Annotated in this window: 15 protein-coding genes and 1 tRNA gene; 8 read left to right on the forward strand and 8 right to left on the reverse strand. The window is 72.8% G+C overall.

The genetic code is table 11. From position 1 onward, the window contains the following. Positions 1-38: 38 nt before the first annotated feature. The 7 genes from AC07EG_RS30890 to AC07EG_RS30920 all read right to left on the reverse strand — a co-directional run bounded on the left by AC07EG_RS30890 (position 39) and on the right by AC07EG_RS30920 (position 5,424). A complete protein-coding gene (locus AC07EG_RS30890) occupies positions 39-827 on the reverse strand; it encodes an IclR family transcriptional regulator (protein ID WP_478256750.1) in 789 nt (262 codons plus the stop codon). A gap of 17 nt (positions 828-844) precedes the next feature. Beyond that, positions 845-1,069, reverse strand: coding sequence for a hypothetical protein (locus AC07EG_RS30895; RefSeq protein ID WP_478256751.1), 225 nt, complete (start codon positions 1,067-1,069; stop codon positions 845-847). A 166-nt stretch (positions 1,070-1,235) separates the two neighbouring features. Next, complete coding sequence (locus AC07EG_RS30900) at positions 1,236-1,901, reverse strand: IMPACT family protein (RefSeq protein ID WP_478256752.1); 666 nt, start codon at positions 1,899-1,901, stop codon at positions 1,236-1,238. Then, positions 1,870-2,514, reverse strand: a complete 645-nt coding sequence (locus tag AC07EG_RS30905) for a response regulator (RefSeq protein ID WP_478256753.1) — start codon at positions 2,512-2,514, stop codon at positions 1,870-1,872. The genes AC07EG_RS30900 and AC07EG_RS30905 overlap by 32 nt, the downstream gene beginning before the upstream one ends. Beyond that, entirely contained in the window at positions 2,511-3,989 is a 1,479-nt protein-coding gene (locus AC07EG_RS30910) for a GAF domain-containing sensor histidine kinase (protein WP_478256754.1), read from the reverse strand. Before AC07EG_RS30910 ends, AC07EG_RS30905 begins: the two co-directional genes overlap by 4 nt. Positions 3,990-4,048: 59 nt before the next feature. After that, positions 4,049-4,450, reverse strand: a complete 402-nt coding sequence (locus AC07EG_RS30915; protein WP_478256755.1) for a pyridoxamine 5'-phosphate oxidase family protein — start codon at positions 4,448-4,450, stop codon at positions 4,049-4,051. A 32-nt stretch (positions 4,451-4,482) separates the two neighbouring features. Next, a complete protein-coding gene (locus AC07EG_RS30920) occupies positions 4,483-5,424 on the reverse strand; it encodes a phosphatase PAP2 family protein (RefSeq protein WP_478256756.1) in 942 nt (313 codons plus the stop codon). A gap of 111 nt (positions 5,425-5,535) precedes the next feature. Here AC07EG_RS30920 and AC07EG_RS30925 point away from each other — a divergent pair, with 111 nt between their 5' ends. The 8 genes from AC07EG_RS30925 (at position 5,536) to AC07EG_RS30960 (ending at position 12,290) form a co-directional block, all read left to right on the forward strand. Next, the gene (locus AC07EG_RS30925; protein ID WP_478256757.1) at positions 5,536-6,213 is read left to right on the forward strand and encodes a response regulator; all 678 of its coding nucleotides are present in this window, start codon (positions 5,536-5,538) and stop codon (positions 6,211-6,213) included. Further along, positions 6,210-7,643 carry an ATP-binding protein gene (locus AC07EG_RS30930; RefSeq protein WP_478256758.1) on the forward strand — a complete coding sequence of 478 codons (1,434 nt, stop codon included), beginning with the start codon at positions 6,210-6,212 and terminating at the stop codon, positions 7,641-7,643. Before AC07EG_RS30925 ends, AC07EG_RS30930 begins: the two co-directional genes overlap by 4 nt. Then, on the forward strand, positions 7,640-8,089 hold the full coding sequence (locus AC07EG_RS30935) for a hypothetical protein (protein ID WP_478256759.1): 450 nt from the start codon (positions 7,640-7,642) through the stop codon (positions 8,087-8,089). Before AC07EG_RS30930 ends, AC07EG_RS30935 begins: the two co-directional genes overlap by 4 nt. A gap of 66 nt (positions 8,090-8,155) precedes the next feature. After that, positions 8,156-8,245 (forward strand) — tRNA-Ser (locus AC07EG_RS30940). A gap of 399 nt (positions 8,246-8,644) precedes the next feature. After that, positions 8,645-8,905 carry a hypothetical protein gene (locus tag AC07EG_RS30945; protein WP_478256760.1) on the forward strand — a complete coding sequence of 87 codons (261 nt, stop codon included), beginning with the start codon at positions 8,645-8,647 and terminating at the stop codon, positions 8,903-8,905. Positions 8,906-8,913: 8 nt separating this feature from the next. Beyond that, a complete protein-coding gene (locus tag AC07EG_RS30950) occupies positions 8,914-9,159 on the forward strand; it encodes a hypothetical protein (RefSeq protein ID WP_478256761.1) in 246 nt (81 codons plus the stop codon). A gap of 24 nt (positions 9,160-9,183) precedes the next feature. Next, the gene (locus AC07EG_RS30955; RefSeq protein ID WP_478256762.1) at positions 9,184-11,937 is read left to right on the forward strand and encodes an FtsK/SpoIIIE domain-containing protein; all 2,754 of its coding nucleotides are present in this window, start codon (positions 9,184-9,186) and stop codon (positions 11,935-11,937) included. Beyond that, on the forward strand, positions 11,934-12,290 hold the full coding sequence (locus AC07EG_RS30960; RefSeq protein ID WP_478256763.1) for a hypothetical protein: 357 nt from the start codon (positions 11,934-11,936) through the stop codon (positions 12,288-12,290). Before AC07EG_RS30955 ends, AC07EG_RS30960 begins: the two co-directional genes overlap by 4 nt. Here AC07EG_RS30960 and AC07EG_RS30965 read toward each other — a convergent pair. Then, complete coding sequence (locus tag AC07EG_RS30965; protein ID WP_478256764.1) at positions 12,287-14,761, reverse strand: endonuclease/exonuclease/phosphatase family protein; 2,475 nt, start codon at positions 14,759-14,761, stop codon at positions 12,287-12,289. The genes AC07EG_RS30960 and AC07EG_RS30965 overlap by 4 nt on opposite strands. Between the last annotated feature and the right edge of the window lie 126 nt (positions 14,762-14,887).

Consider the following 14,887-nt stretch of genomic DNA (forward strand, 5'->3'; position numbering starts at 1 on the left):
GTTGACGATGCCGGATCGTCAACCCCGAGTTGACCAGGTTAGCCCCGGCCGCCGACCACCAGCCCGGCCCGCTTGGCGCGCGGCGCGCCCAGGGTGCGGGAGATGCCCCGGGCCGCCGCTCGCACCGCCGGCACCAGCGTGCGCGGATCGGTCCCGTTCGCCGGGACCGCCACCGAGATCGCCGCGACCGCGGTGTCCTCGGCGCCGAACACGGGAGCCGCCACGGAGAGCCCCACCAGTTCGATCTGGCCGTCGCTGATCGCGATGCCTTCGCGGCGGACGTCGGCGAGCACCCGCCGCAACCGCTCCGGCGACGCGATCGTCTTGTCGGTGAACCGCTTCATCGGCCGCGCGAGCACCCGCTCGGCCACGTTCGCCGGGGCGTGCGCGAGCAGCGCCAGGCCGACGCCGGTGGCGTGCGCGGGCAGCCGCCCGCCCGCCCTGGACGGCACCGGGGTGTGCCCGGAGAGCCGTTCCAGGTACACCACGTCAGGTGCGTCCAGCACGGCCAGCTGCACGTTCTGCCGGGTGGCCTCGTGCAGGTCCTCCAGGAAGGGCATCGCGGTGTCCCGCAGGCCGAGGCCGTGCGGAGCCAGTGACGCCACCTCCCACAACCACAGGCCGACCCGGTACCGCCCGGTATCGGCCCGTTCCAGCGCACCACGCCGGACCAGCCCGCCGACGATGCGGTGGGTGGTGGACAACGGCAGGCCGGTGCGCCTGCTCAGCTCGGACAGGGTCAGTTCGGGGCGCTCCGCGCTGAACGCGTCGAGCACGTCCAGCACCCGGTCGGCGACCGATGGAGTTCCCGGAGCGTTGTGCCGCATTAAGCCAGCCTTGGTGGTCAGTGCGCGACGGAGCGACCCAGCGGGTTGCCGGTCCACTCGGCCGCCGGCTCGCGCTGCTCCCCGAGCACCCCGCCGGACCGGGCCGGAACGACCACGACCGCCACGGGTCCCCCGGTGGCACGCCCGTCGGCGGGCGCCTGCACCGAAGCGGTGAGCAGTACCGCGAGCACGGCGAGCGTGCGCAGGTACATGGGTATGTCTTCGACCTGGATCAACTTCATCGGCGCTCTCCCCTGCTAGCCGAGGATCGCTCCCAGCTTTCAATGTCCGCGGCGGACCGGCCAGGGCCCCACGCCCCGCACCGGCCCGGGTCCAACGGCCCTACCGCGAGCACCACGCATTCAAGGAGGCGGGTACCGGCCGGCCAGATACACCGGAATACCGGGATTATCCGCGGATTCCGCGAATCCAGTCCTCGCCCGCGGCCTCGACCTCGGCGCTGCCGCCGGTCAGCTCCGCCAGCCACGCCCGGAAATCCGGCACCCGGTCCGGCCGGACGCCGACCTCGAACCGGGCGGCGTCGTCGTACCGCGTGCCGGTGACCCGGTACTCCGACGAGTGCAGCTCGCCCTCGACCCGGCCGGCGCGGCCGTAGTCCACGCTCACCAGGAACAGGTTCAGCCGCCGGTATTCGACCGTGCCGACGGCGTCGATCGCGTCGGCCACCGCCTGGCCGTAGGCCCGGACCAGGCCGCCCGCGCCGAGCAGCACCCCGCCGAAGTGGCGGCTCACCACGGCGACGGTGTCGGTCAGCTCCCGCCGGCGCAGCACCTCCAGCATCGGCGCGCCCGCGGTGCCGGCCGGTTCGCCGTCGTCGCTGGACCGCTGGGTGCGCCCGTCCGGGCCGAGCACGAAGGCGTGGCAGTGGTGCCGGGCCGCCGGTTCCGCGCGCCGCCGTTCGGCGATCACCCCGCGGGCGGCCTCCACCGAGCCGGCCGGTGCCAGCGCGCAGCGGAACCGCGACCGCCGCACCTCGATCTCGTGCACGCCCGCCCCGGCGACGGTGCGGTAACCGTCGCGGTCAGGGGTGGGAGCGCCGGCGCTTGGTGGCATACACCGCGGCCTCCGTCCGGCGTTCGAATCCGAGCTTGTGCAGCAACGACGATACGTAGTTCTTGATCGTCTTCTCCGCCAGCCCGAGCCGCCCGGCGATCTGGCGGTTGGTCAGGCCGTCCGCGATCAGCTCCAGTACCCGGCGTTCCTGCGGGCTGAGCTGGGCGTACCCCGGGTCGACCGGACCGTCGTCGCCCCGCAGCCTGCTCATCACCGACGCGGTCAGGTGCGCGTCGAGCAGCGAGCCGCCGTCCGCCACCGTCCGGACCGCCTTGACCAGGTCGCCGCCGGAGACCTGCTTGAGCATGTACCCGGCCGCCCCGGCCATGATCGCGCCGAACAACGCCTCGTCGTCGGAGAACGAGGTGAGCATGAGGCAGGCGGGCGGCGGCTCGACCGCGGCCCGGATCTCGCGGCACACCGAAATGCCTTCGCCGTCGGGCAGGCGCACGTCGAGGATCGCCACGTCCGGGCGGGCCGCCGGAATGCGGATCAGCGCCTCGGCGGCGGTCGCGGCCTCACCGCACACGGCGAGGCCGTGCGCCTGGAGCACCGTGCGCAGGCCGGTGCGCACCAGCTCGTGGTCGTCGAGGAGGAACACCGACACCGTCATCTGCGCTCCCCCGGCAGCTGGATGGACCAATCCACGGTGGTACCACGATCGGGACCGCCCTGTACAGCGCAACTCCCGCGCCACCGCTGCGCCCGGGTGGCCAGGTTCGCCAGCCCGCTGCGCCGAGCCGGTTCGGCCGGGAGCCCGATGCCGTTGTCCGCCACGGTCAACCGCAGCCGATGCCCCTTGGCGTCGACGGCGACGTTCACCGAGACCTTCGTCGCCCGGCTGTGCCTCGCCGTGTTCGACAACGCTTCCCGCAGCGTGGCGAACAGGTCGGCTTCCACCGCGGCGGGCACGGCGGCGTCCACCGCACCGGTGAACCCCACGCGCGGTTCGAAGCCGAGGCTGCCGGTCGCCTCGGCGCACGCCTTCGAAATCCGCGCGCGCAGGCCCTCGGCGGGTTGCTGCAGGGCGAAGATGCTGTTGCGGACCTCGGTGATGGTGGCGTCGAGGTCGTCGACGAACTTGCGCAGCTGGCCGGCCACCCGCGGCTCGTCCAGCAGCAACCCGGTCGACTCCAGGCCCAGCGCGATCGCGAACAACCGCTGGATCACCAGGTCGTGCAGGTCGCGGGCGATGCGGTCGCGGTCCTCCAGCACGGCGAGGCGCTGCCGGTCCTGCTCGGCCCTGGCGAACTCCATGGCCAGCGCGGCGTGCGCGCCGAAGGTCAGCGCGAGCCGGACCTCGGTGTCGGTGAACGGCACCTCGTCGCGCAGCTTCGCCACCACCAGCACGCCGAGCGACTCCCCGCCGACGCGCAACGGCACGGCCACCGCGGAGTCCAGGTCGGCGACCACCGGCGGCAGGTCCACGCCGGTCCCGGACTGCTGCACGGTCACGTGGTCGCCGTAGCGGCGCACCACCACCGGTTCCCCGCTGGTGAAGGCGATCCCGGTGGCGGTGCCCTCGGCGGGCACGGTCAGCCCGGTCAGCCGGTCGGCGTCCGGTCCCGGCGGCTCGACCACTTCGAACACCAGCACCGAAGCGGTCTCGTCGGCCGGGCGCGCGATCCCGCCCGCGGTCGCCCCGGCCACCAGCCGCGCGCGTTCGGCGATCAACCGCAGGGTGGCTTCGGGGTCCTCACCGGCGAGCAGGGCGGTGGTCACGTCGTGGGACGCGCGCAGCCAGCGTTCCCGCTGCTCGGCCTGCTCGAACAGGGCCGCGTTGCCGATCGACCCGCTCGCCGCGGTGAGCAGGGTCCGGACCTGGCCGGCGTCGGCTTCGGTGAACTCCTTGCCGGTGAGGCGGACCTCCCCGAAGCGCTCGCCCCGCACCTCGATCGGCACCACCAGCGCCGCACCGGGCTCGGGCGGGGCCGCGCCGGTGCGGCGCACCACCCCCTCGGGCGCACCGGTCAGCGCGCACGCGGCACGCGCCACCCGGTCGAGGATCTCGGGCACGCTCGCGCCGCGGGCGATGCTGATGACCGCGTCCAGCAAGCGCTGGGCGCCGTGGTCGTTCACTGCGCGCACCGGTCCCGTTTTTCGGCAGGGTTCTTCCGCCAGAGTGGTCGACTCCGGCGTGCTGTTCGTTACTGGCCCACGCGCAACCGGCGCCCGGCCACCACTTCGAGGGAAATCCGCACCACGCAGTCACCGCCGGACACCTCGTGCCGGTTCGCGTGCCCGAGCACGGTGACCCACCAGCCCCCGGCCAGCCCCGGGGCCAGCGCGTCCGCCTGGAAGGCCAGCACGTTGCCGCGGGCGGCGGCGGCGAGCACGCTGGTCGACGGCACCCCGAAGCACACCGCGTGCTCGTCGAGCCCGAACCGGACCGGCTGCACCGCCGGCATGCCTCGATCGGTGAACACCACCCGCCCCAGCCCGGCCGTGCCCAGCAGCTCGAGCGCCTGGGCCCGGTTGAGCACCTCCTGGCCGAAGGAGTCGAGCATGCCGGTTCCACCCGTCCTGAGCACCGCCGCGAGTTCCCCCATGGCGACACGGTGCCGTGCACCGGCGCAGTCCACTAGGGCCGTTGGACCCGGTCCCCGAGCATCAGCCAGGTCACCAGCGCCACCATCACCACCGAGGAGACCGCGGCCAGCACCACCGCCATCACCAGCACGCCCCCGCCCTCGGCACCCGCCGTGGTGGCCAGGTAAGCACCACCGGCGACCAGCACCGGCACCAGCAGCACGGTGGCCGTCGCCCCGAAGGAGGCCCGGCGCCTGCCGCGGTGTTCCGCCCGGAAGGCGAGCGCCAGACAGCACAGCGCGCAGACCAGGAACACCGCGCCGAGCGTGTCGCTGAGCCGGTGCCAGCCGAGGACCACAGTGGACGCCGCCACCCAGGCCACGCCGAGCGCACCGGGGACCGCCGCCCACAGCCGGTACCGGCGCGGCAGCACCAGCATGGTGGCCAGCAGCACGGCGATCGCCGCGGTGACGTGCCCGCTGGGGAAGCTGTTGTGCCCCGGCGCGCCGTCGCTGTCGCCGAGCCGTGGCCGCGGCAGCACGGAGAGCTTGAGGAACTGGGCCGCGGCCAGTGAACCGAGCAGGGTGACCAGCGCCCCACCGGCCAGCGCGTACCGGCGCCGCGCCAGGGCGAGCAACGGCAGCACCACCGCGGTCACCCCGAGCAGCGGCACGAAGTCGACGTCGCGCAGCAGCCCGGCCACGGAATCCGTTGTGGACGGCCGGGCGGCGAGCAGGGCGCTGTTCTCGATCCGCTGGCCGCCCGGGGTGAGCACGAAGAACCAGTAGGTGTAGGCGAAGGCGAGCACGCAGCCGAACGCCGCCGCCAGCGGCGCAGGCGACCCGCGCCGCGCAGCGGCTCCGTTGAGGGTGGTGGTGGGCCGGCGGGTGGGAGCGACTTTGCGGCGGGCGTTGCCGTGCCGCGCCGGGTAGGCGTGCACCTTCTCGGTGGGCGCCGGATCGGCCGAATTCCCCAAAACCAGACTGACCTGCATGAATCCCATGCTGTCCGGCCTGTTTCGCGGTCTCGTCCGGGTAATGTCATGGTTTTGCCACAAAGGGGTGCACCGATCGCGGCTCCGGCCCGCCGTCGGTTTAATGACCCGGTGGCCATGGTTTTGCTGGTGGAGGACGACCACGCGGTGCGGGAGGGCCTCGGGCTGGCGCTGCGCCGCCAGGGGCACGTGGTGCACGCCGCGGAATCCGGTGAGCGCGGCCTCGACCAGCTGCGCGAACACCGGCCGGACATCGTGGTGCTCGACCTGATGCTGCCCGGCATCGACGGCTTCGAGACCTGCCGCCGGATCCGGGCGGGCGGGGAGACGCCGATCATCATGCTCACCGCGCGCAGCCACGACTTCGACGTGGTCGCCGGGCTCGAGGCCGGGGCCGACGACTACGTGGTCAAACCGGTCGAACCCCGGGTGCTCGACGCCCGCATCCGCGCGGTGCTGCGCCGGGCGGTCAGCGAGCAGCAGAGCGCCACCGAGCAGTACGGCGAGCTGGTGATCGACCGCACCGGCCTGGTGGTCACCCTGCGCGGGGAACCGGTGCAGCTGACCCCGACCGAGCTGAAGCTGCTGCTGGAGCTGTCCCGCACCCCCGGGCGCGTGCTCAGCCGCCAGCAGATCCTCGAAGCGGTGTGGGAGCACGACTACCTCGGCGACTCGCGGCTGGTGGACGCCTGCGTGCAGCGGCTGCGGTCGAAGATCGAGGACGTGCCTGCCAGCCCGCGCCACGTGGAGACCGTGCGCGGGTTCGGCTACCGGTTCGCCCGCCCGTGACCAGGAACCGGCCGTGGGCGTGGCTGTCGGGGCTGCGGCCGCGGCTGCTGGCGGCGTTCGCCGCGGCCACCCTGCTCGGCGCGGCGGCGGCCAGCGGCGCCAGTTACGTCTCCGCCCGCAACACCATGCTCGCCAGCGCGCAGGACCCGTTCATGAACGAGGTGAAGCGGCAGGTCACCGACACCCTGTCCCAGTTGTCCGTACCACCGGGCCAGGCCGATCTCGAGACGCTGGCGAGCAAGGTCGGCGGGACGAGCCTGGCCACCCACGAAGGCCGCTCCTCCGCCACCAGGGGGCTGTCGCTCGGCGAGGTGCCCGCCGAGCTGCGGGCGGCGGTCGCCGGGAGCGACCACATCCAATTCCAGCGGGTGCTCCGGAGCGGGGTGCCGATGTTCTACGTCGGCATGGCGGTGCTCGGGCCGGATCCGGCCGGGGTGCTCCGGCCGACCGGCATCGAGGTCTACGCGTCGATGTCGCTGGCGCAGCAGCAGCTGTCCATCGAGGAGCTGGCGCGGTACGCCTGGCTGACCGTCGCGCTGGTGTTCCCGCTGGCAGCCGCGCTCGCGCTGCTCGCCGCCAGGCAGGTGCTGCGGCCGGTGCGCCAGCTCAACCTGGCCGCGCGGCAGCTGGCCGAGGGCAAGCTGGACACCCGGCTGCGCGCCCGCGGGTCCGACGAACTCGCCGAGCTGGTCAGCACCTTCAACGAAACCGCGGTGGCGCTGGACCGGACCGTGGGCGAACTGCGGGAGATGGAGTCGGCGGCCCGCCGGTTCGTCGCCGACGTCTCCCACGAACTGCGCACCCCGCTGACCGCGATGAGCGCGGTGACCGGGGTGCTGGACGAGGACGCCGGGCAGCTGCCGCCGGACACCGCGGTCGCCGCGCGCCTGGTCTCGGCGGAGACCCGCAAGCTGGCCCGGCTGGTGCAGGACCTGATCGAGATCTCCCGCTTCGACACCAACCGGGCGGACCTGCGGCTGGACGAGTGGGACCTGGCGACGGCCATCCGCGACAGCATGGCCGCCCGCGGCTGGCAGGACGGCCCCGAACTGGTGACGGACCTGCCCGCGGGCATCAGCGCCGTGGTGGACCGCCGACGACTGGACGTGATCGTGGCGAACCTGGTCGGGAACGCGTTGCGCCACGGCGGCCCACCGGTCCAGGTGCGGCTGGCGGCGGACGCCACGACGGTGGTGGTGGCGGTGGCAGACCACGGCCCCGGCATCGACCCGGCGGTGCTGCCGCACGTGTTCGAGCGGTTCTACAAGGCCGACAGCGCCCGCGCGCGGTCGGACGGCAGCGGGCTCGGGCTGGCCATCGCGCTGGAGAACGCGCGGATGCACGGCGGCGGCATCCACGCCGAGAACCGGCCGGAGGGCGGCGCCCGGTTCACCCTGCGGCTGCCGCGGTTCCCGGGGGTGGCGCGGTGAAGCGCATCCTGCCGTGGTGCCTGGTGCTGCTGCTCACCGCCTGCGGCGTCCGGCCGACCGACGGGGTGATCCCGGCCGGTCCGGCCCCGGCGTTCCCGGTGCGGAACCAGGCCGAACTGGTGCTCTACTTCGTGCTCAAGGGCAGCCTCTACCCGATCTCCCGGCCGACGCCGGGCGTGGCCGGCCCGGAGAGCTCGTTGCGCGCCCTGGTCGGCGGGCCGTCGCTGGAGGAACGGGCACGCGGCCTGGACACCCTGTTGCCCGGTGGTGCGAAGGTCACCTACACCGACCAACTCGAGGTGGCCCTGCCGGTGGCGCTGGCGGACCTGCCCGCCGTGGCGCTGGACCAGCTGAGCTGCACCACGGTGAGCACCGGCATCTGGGGCCCGCTGCGGGTGACCGGCACCGACACCAGCCGTGAGGTGTTCGGCTGCCCGGCGACCTGAGCAGGTGTTCGCCCAGCTCAGACCCCGCAACCGGGTGCTGGGCGGGGGTCCTGTAGCCTTCTCGGCGGAGGATTGGCCGAGCGGCCTAAGGCGCACGATTGGAAATCGTGTTGGGTGTAAAAGCCCTCACGGGTTCGAATCCCGTATCCTCCGCCAGTCAGCGAGGTCCCCGGTTTCACCACCGGGGGCCTCGCTGCGTGTGAGCACGGCCTACCCGTTCGCTGGATTCTCGGGGCCACCCGGTGACACGCATACTGCAATGAAACTAGTGCTGTGCCCGGCGGATAATTGCGGAGTGCTGATGAGGCCACGATCTCGCGCGGCCGCACGCCGACCGCGGGCGCGAAAGGCGCCGACGCTAATACTCTCAGCAGGTGGATCTTGCCCGGGGCGCGGTCCGGGTTCCCGGCGTCCGGCCACTAGTGTTTCGGCCGTTCACCGGCCCCGCACCGCACCACGTCCGGGGCCCGCCCCGTTCCGGGCCGCGGCCGGGCACCCCCGCCGAAGACCGGACGCAACCACGCACCGCCGACCGTTCGAGGAGTTCGCAACCCCATGCCCGGAGTGGATGAGATCCGCGCGGGAATCGCGCTTTCCAAGGAGAAGGCGAACGCCAGCGTCGCCGCGCTCCAACAGGCCGCCCAGTCGCTCGAGGAAGCCCAGCTGTCACTGGCGCAGGCGACCTCGGGCAGCACCCAGCCGGAGGTGGGCCAGGCCCACGGCATGTTCGCCGAAGCACTGCAGGGCATCACCGGTACCCAGAGCACCATCCAGGCCGCCATCTCCGCCGCGGACTCCTACTCGGCCCGGCTCTGAGCCCGCCGATGTCGGTCTCCGAACTGCACGAACGGCTGATGGCGGTGCGGGCCGCCGCGGCGACCGCGGTGGCGCACCTCGATCGGGCGGGCGAGTTGCTCGCCGAGGCGCGCCGCGCGATCGTCGACCCGCAGGCACAGGCGGATCCGTGGATCCCACCGCAGCTGACGCAGGCGGTCGAACAGCTCGACACGCACAAGGCCCGGATAGCCGGGGCGGACGAGGCGCTGGGCGCGTATCTGGCCATGCTGTGAACGCGGAGTCGTGGTGAGGCGGAGATGAGCAAGCGCAGCGAGCAACGCGGACGCGTGACGGCGGCACTCGACCAGCTCCGCCGTCACCTCGGCCTGGCGCTCGGCGCCGCGGCCGGGGCCCGGCAGCAGGCCGAAACCGACCTGGCCAAGCTCGAGCTGGAGCGGATGATCGTCCGCGCCGGCATCGAGCGCGCCGGGGCCGACGAGGCGATCGCCGACCGCGCCAGGCAGCCGGGCATGGCCGAGGTGGTGAACTGGCTGCACACCGTGCGCGGGCAGTTCTACCGCGACTGGGCCGAGGGGCCGAACACGCTGCGCGAGCTGGTCGCCAAGGCCGCGCCCGGCCCGGCCGGGGCACCGCCGAGCCACTGGCTCGGCCGGGTCAGCGCCGATCCGGGGACCTCGGTGCCGGAGCTCTGGCGGATCGGCACGTCCACAGTGGACAGCAAAACCACCGGCGTGGCGCAGACCTTCGACGTGGCCGTGCCGCTGCTCGACGAATCCCACCTGGCGATCTACTCGAAACCGGGCACCCGCCCGACGGTGGACGCGCTGGTGGAAAACCTGCTGATGCGCGTGCTCTCCAGCTTCGAACCCGGTGCGGTGCGGGTGCACCTGTGGGACGTCGGCCAGCTCACCGCGGTGCTGCCGAACCTCTACCCGCTCAGCCGCACCGGTGCGCTCAACATCTGCGACCCGACCCGCCTGCAGGACCTGCTCGACGAACTCGCCGGGCACATCCGCCGCATCCACGCGCACACCATGCAGGGCGGGCACACCTCGCTGCGCGCGATGCGCCTGGCCACCGGGAAGCGCCCGGAACCGTGGCGGATCGCGGTGCTGTTCGGCAACGGCGAGGAACTGCAGTCCGAACGGCTGCGCGACCTGCGCCGGGTGGCCAGCGGGGCGCTGTCGGCCGGGATCTCGCTGATCCTGGTGGACGTGCCGACCACGCTCGGCGGCTCGGTGGAGAACATCAGCCTGAAGGACGAACGCCGGGCGGTGTGCAGCATGACCGGCAACGACCTGGTGGTCACCCTCGATCCGCCGCTGCCCTCCGGTCAGGTGAGCACGGCCGCGACCCGGCTCGCCGAGGCGCTGATCGAGAAGCAGGGCGGGCCGCGCTCGTTCGCCGACCTGCTGCCGGGTGAATTCGGCCAGGAGTACTCGGCGCACGAACTGCGCGCCCCGGTCGGCTACTACGAGGGCGACCCGGTCGAGGTGGTGATCGGGGACGCCAGCCCGCACGCGCTGATCGGCGGCCCGAGCGGGTCCGGCAAGACCAACTTCCTGTACGCGCTGCTCGGCAGCCTCGCCGCGCGGTACTCCCCCGACGAGCTGGCGCTGTACCTGCTCGACTTCAAGGAGGGCGTGTCGTTCGCCGGGCTGGCGCCGGGGCGCAAGGACGCCAGCTGGCTGCCGCACGCGCGGCTGGTCGGGGTGAACGTCAACACCGACCGCGAGTTCGGCCTGGCGCTGCTGCGCTTCCTCGCCGACGAGCTGCGGCGGCGCTCGGCCGCGGCCAAGGACCACGAGGTGACCAACCTCGCCGACCTGCGGGAACAGGATCCGCACGGGCACTGGCCGCGGATCGTCGCGGTGATCGACGAGTTCCAGTACCTGTTCGCCGGCCGGGACACGGTGACCGCGCAGGCCACCTCGCTGCTGGAGGACATCGCCCGGCGCGGCCGGTCGCAGGGCATCCACCTGGTGCTGGCCAGCCAGGACGTCGCCGGCATCGAGGCGTTCTGGGGCAAACCCGCCATCTTCGAGCAGTGCACGCTGCGCATCGCCATGCCGAAGGCCCGCCGGGTGCTGGCCGAGACCAACGAGGCAGCCGTCTCGGCACCGCGCTGGCACGCCGTGGTCAACCACGATTCCGGGGTGTCGCACGGGAACCGGCTGGTGCACGTGCCGGACGCCTCCACCAAGGACGTCTTCCCGGCGCTGCAGCGGCAGCTGTGGGAGCGCTACGCCAGCGGCACGGCCGAGCCGCGGCTGTTCGACGGGGCGATCTCCCCGCGGCTGGAGGAGAACGAGGACTTCAAGCAGCTGGGCGTCGGCACGCGGCCGCGCACGCTGGTCGGCCAGACCATCGACGTGCGCAACGAAGCACACGGCGTCGAGCTCTCCCCCACCCCCGGCCGGAACTTCGCGGTGCTCGGCACGGCGATCCGCGAGGCGCTGTCCATCATGGACTCCTGTGCCCGGTCGCTGGCCCAGCAGTACGCCCCGGGACAGGTCGAGTTCCTGGTGTGCTGCCTGGTCGACCGCGGCCAGCCCGCGGTCGATGAGCTGACCAAGAAGCTGGCTGCGGACCACGAGGTCACCACGATCGCCCCGGCCGAGCTGCCGGCCGAACTGGCCGGACTGGCCGATGAGCTGTCCTCTGTGGACAAGCAGCGCGTCCTGCTGCTGTACGGCGCCGAAGCCGCGTTGCCCGCGCTGGAGGCCAAGGCACCGGGGGTGCTCAAGAGCGGGCTGGACCACTTCCGGGTGCTGCTGAAGCAGGGCCCCGGCGCGGGTTTCCACACCATCGGCTGGTGGCGGGCGATCGCCCGGCTGAAGGACACGCTCGGCTTCACCGGCACCGACGACATCGGCGCCTGGGCGGCGCTGGACGTGCAGGGCAGCGAGCTGAGCCCGTTCTGCGCCGGTCAGGTGGTGCACTGGTCCCCGCGACCCGGCCGCGCGTTGTTCTTCGACCGCACCACGCACGCCAGTCCCGAGGTGCTGATCCCCTTCTACCACCCCGATCCCGAGCAGGAGCGCCGATGAGCACCGCCGCCATGCGGTACAAGGAGATCATCGGCCTGGCCAGGGGCGCGGAGGAGGACCTCCGCACCTGGGAGCTGGCCAGGGCCGACGAGCTGGAGCACGTGCTGGCCACCGCGCACGAGGCCGTCGCCGCGGCGAAGGAGCGCGAGGCGCAGACCGTCGAACGCGTCAACCGCTGGTGGCGCATGGCCGAGGACAACGTCGCCCGGCTGTCCTGGCTGGAGACCGGGGCCGGGCCGGAGCCGAACCCGTCGGCACGCGGCGCGTACCTCGACCGCTACCTCGAGGAGGTCCGCGCCGCGTACCAGGACCTGGTGCAGGCGATCCTGAAGCTGGGCTGGCGCGCCCGCTAGGCGCCGGGCCGCTTGGCCAGCAGCTGCTCCAGGCAGTCCAGCAGGTCGAACACCGCGTCCTGCACGGCGTTCCCGGTGCCCGGCCGGAACCGGACCACCTGCGGGTCGTGGTCGCTGGCCTGCTCGGCGAACTCGGCGTTGATGTGCACCACGTCGTAGTCCACGCCGCGCGGCGCCCGCGAGGCCAGGATGTGGTCCAGCGCCTGCGAGTTGCCCTCGAACACGTAGCTGTACCGCTCGGGTTCCGGCAGCGTGTCGATCAGCGCCTTGAGCGCACCACCCGAGGTCAGCGCCTGCACGGTCGGCGAGAACGGGAAGTCGTTCAGGTCACCGGCCACCACCACGTTCGCGTTGCGGTCGGCGGCCAGCAACTGGTCGACGAAGCCGCGCAGCACCTCGGCCTGCCGCAGCCGCTGGACCTCCGAGGTCCGCGCGGGCGGCTGGAACCGGCCGTGCGTCGGCTGGTCACCGCCCTTGGAGGCGAAGTGGTTGGCCACCACGAAAACCTTGCGGCCCTGGAAGGAGAACTCACCGGCGAGCGGCTTGCGGCTGTTGGCCCAGGCGGCGTCGGCCGGGTCGACGCGGCCCGGTGAGAAGGTCAGCTTCGCCTTGCCGCGCTCCTTCTCCACCCCGACCGGGGTGGTCGCGTCCCCACCCGGCCGGTCCACAAAGGACACCCGAGCGGGGTTGAACAGGAAGCCGACGCGGATGTTGCCGCCCGGCTCACCACCGTCGCGCAGGTCCTGCGGGTCGATCTGGCGCCATTCGTAGCGCGGACCGCCCTTCGCCACGATCGCGTCGGTGAACCGCTTGAGCGTCTGGTCGGCGGCGACCACCCCGTCACCCTCGGCCGCGGCACCGTTGTTGTCCTGGATCTCCTCCAGCGTCACGATGTCCGGCGACGCCAGGTGCTCCACGACCCCGTCGGCCAGCGCGTCGAACTTCGCCTGCTCGTCGGCCGCGGACAGGTTCTCCACGTTGTAGGTGGCCACGGCCAGCTCGCCGGTGCGCTGCTTGCGCGTGGTCTCGCGGACCAGGCCGTTGTCCTTGATCTCACCGAGCACGCTGGCGAACAGCGTGTAACCGCCGAAGCTGTCGTACTCCACCGGGCCGGAGGTCACGCCGGTCAGCACGTCACCGGTGTTGGCCCGCGGGAAGGGCCGCTGGGCGAACGGGATCAGCGACTCGATCTTGAGCAGGCCGGTGTTCGGCCGGTCGTAACCGAGGTACGCGCTGCCACCGCGGGCGGTCGTGTGCTCGTCGGGCTTGGTGGTCACGTACAGCTCGTTGTACTCGGTGCTGCGCCCGACGATCCGCGTGTCCGAGATCTGCACGACCTCGCTCTCGTGGGCCTCCCAGAAGTCCAGCGAGTACTTGGCCGGTTCCAGTTCGAGGCCCTCGATGTTGCCGCCCGGCTGGGCGACCAGGGCGTCCGGCACGGTGCCGGGCCCGGCGACCACCGGTGCGGGCAGCGCGTTGCCGGTGCCGGTGACCGTCCACTGTGCACTGGTCAGCTCGGTCAGGGACTGGTGGTTCGAGTTGGCCGGGGTGTCCGGGTAGAACTCCTTGACCGTGCCGCTCGCGGTGACCGCGTCGCCGACCCCGACCGCGGGTGTGGTGCTGCCGGTGAACACGAACAGGCCCTCGCTGGTGCGCGGGTCGCCGTCCGGGTTCGGGTCGGTCAGCCAGAAACCGCGGGCGCTGCCGAAGGTGCGCAGGGCGGTGACCACCCCGGTGACGCCGGTGACCCGCTTGCCGTCCAACGGGGAGAGCCGCGTGGTGCCCTGGATGTCGTGGATGCGCGCGGGCACCCCGGGTTCGTTGCCACCGGGGGTTTCGCCCTTGCTGTTGACCGGGGTGGGCTCGCCGGTGGCGAAGTCGGCGGCGTTGTCGTCGGTGTCGGTGAGCGTGGCGCGGGCGGCGGAGGTCGCGTTCGCCGTCGCCGGGGCGGCGGTGCCTTCGCGGACCACGGCCGAGCCGTAGCCGACCAGGTCGCGGATGCGGGGGTCGGCCGCGCAGTCGGCCACCGTGCGGCAGGTCAGCCGTTCGGTGCTGGTCACCAGTGCCACGGTGCCCGCGGTGGCGGCCATCGCGATGGTGCCGGTGGCGTCGGCCGTCGGCAGCGGGGTGGTGCCGCCCGCTCCGCTCGCCTCGGCGACCAGGTACCGGCCGCCCGCGGCGAGGGTTCCGCCGAGCGGGGTCACCTGCCACTGGCTGGCCGGGTTCGCCGACGCGGGCAGGTACTGCACGCTCCACCCGGTCAGCGGAACCGCGGTGCTCGCGGAGGCCAGTTCGATGAAATCCGTGGTCCACGAGGCGCCGGAGTTGCCGCCACCCCCGTAGACTTCGGAAATCACCGCGTCCGGGCTGGGGAGGGCCAACGCGGCGGGGGCGAATGCGGTGGTGAGGGAGACGGTCACCGCACCGGCGATGGTGGCCGGCACGGTTCGTCTGCGTCGGGGCGAGGTCACCCGGGCATCCTTACCCAGACGGGTGAACGACGGAAGACGTGTGCACAACGGTTACCGACGAGGGGGAGGTGCTCCCGCGGTGACCGGGAGGACTGACAAAAGCGGGCACCGGGTGATCCCGGTGCC

Source organism: Amycolatopsis sp. NPDC045836 (assembly GCF_056431745.1).

Coding starts and splice junctions, on each gene's coding strand:
- AC07EG_RS30890 (WP_478256750.1), bottom strand. CDS start 827: ATGCGGCACAACGCTCCGGGAACTCCATCGGTCGCCGACCGGGTGCTG.
- AC07EG_RS30895 (WP_478256751.1), bottom strand. CDS start 1,069: ATGAAGTTGATCCAGGTCGAAGACATACCCATGTACCTGCGCACGCTC.
- AC07EG_RS30900 (WP_478256752.1), bottom strand. CDS start 1,901: ATGCCACCAAGCGCCGGCGCTCCCACCCCTGACCGCGACGGTTACCGC.
- AC07EG_RS30905 (WP_478256753.1), bottom strand. CDS start 2,514: ATGACGGTGTCGGTGTTCCTCCTCGACGACCACGAGCTGGTGCGCACC.
- AC07EG_RS30915 (WP_478256755.1), bottom strand. CDS start 4,450: ATGGGGGAACTCGCGGCGGTGCTCAGGACGGGTGGAACCGGCATGCTC.
- AC07EG_RS30920 (WP_478256756.1), bottom strand. CDS start 5,424: ATGCAGGTCAGTCTGGTTTTGGGGAATTCGGCCGATCCGGCGCCCACC.
- AC07EG_RS30945 (WP_478256760.1), top strand. CDS start 8,645: ATGCCCGGAGTGGATGAGATCCGCGCGGGAATCGCGCTTTCCAAGGAG.
- AC07EG_RS30950 (WP_478256761.1), top strand. CDS start 8,914: ATGTCGGTCTCCGAACTGCACGAACGGCTGATGGCGGTGCGGGCCGCC.
- AC07EG_RS30955 (WP_478256762.1), top strand. CDS start 9,184: ATGAGCAAGCGCAGCGAGCAACGCGGACGCGTGACGGCGGCACTCGAC.
- AC07EG_RS30960 (WP_478256763.1), top strand. CDS start 11,934: ATGAGCACCGCCGCCATGCGGTACAAGGAGATCATCGGCCTGGCCAGG.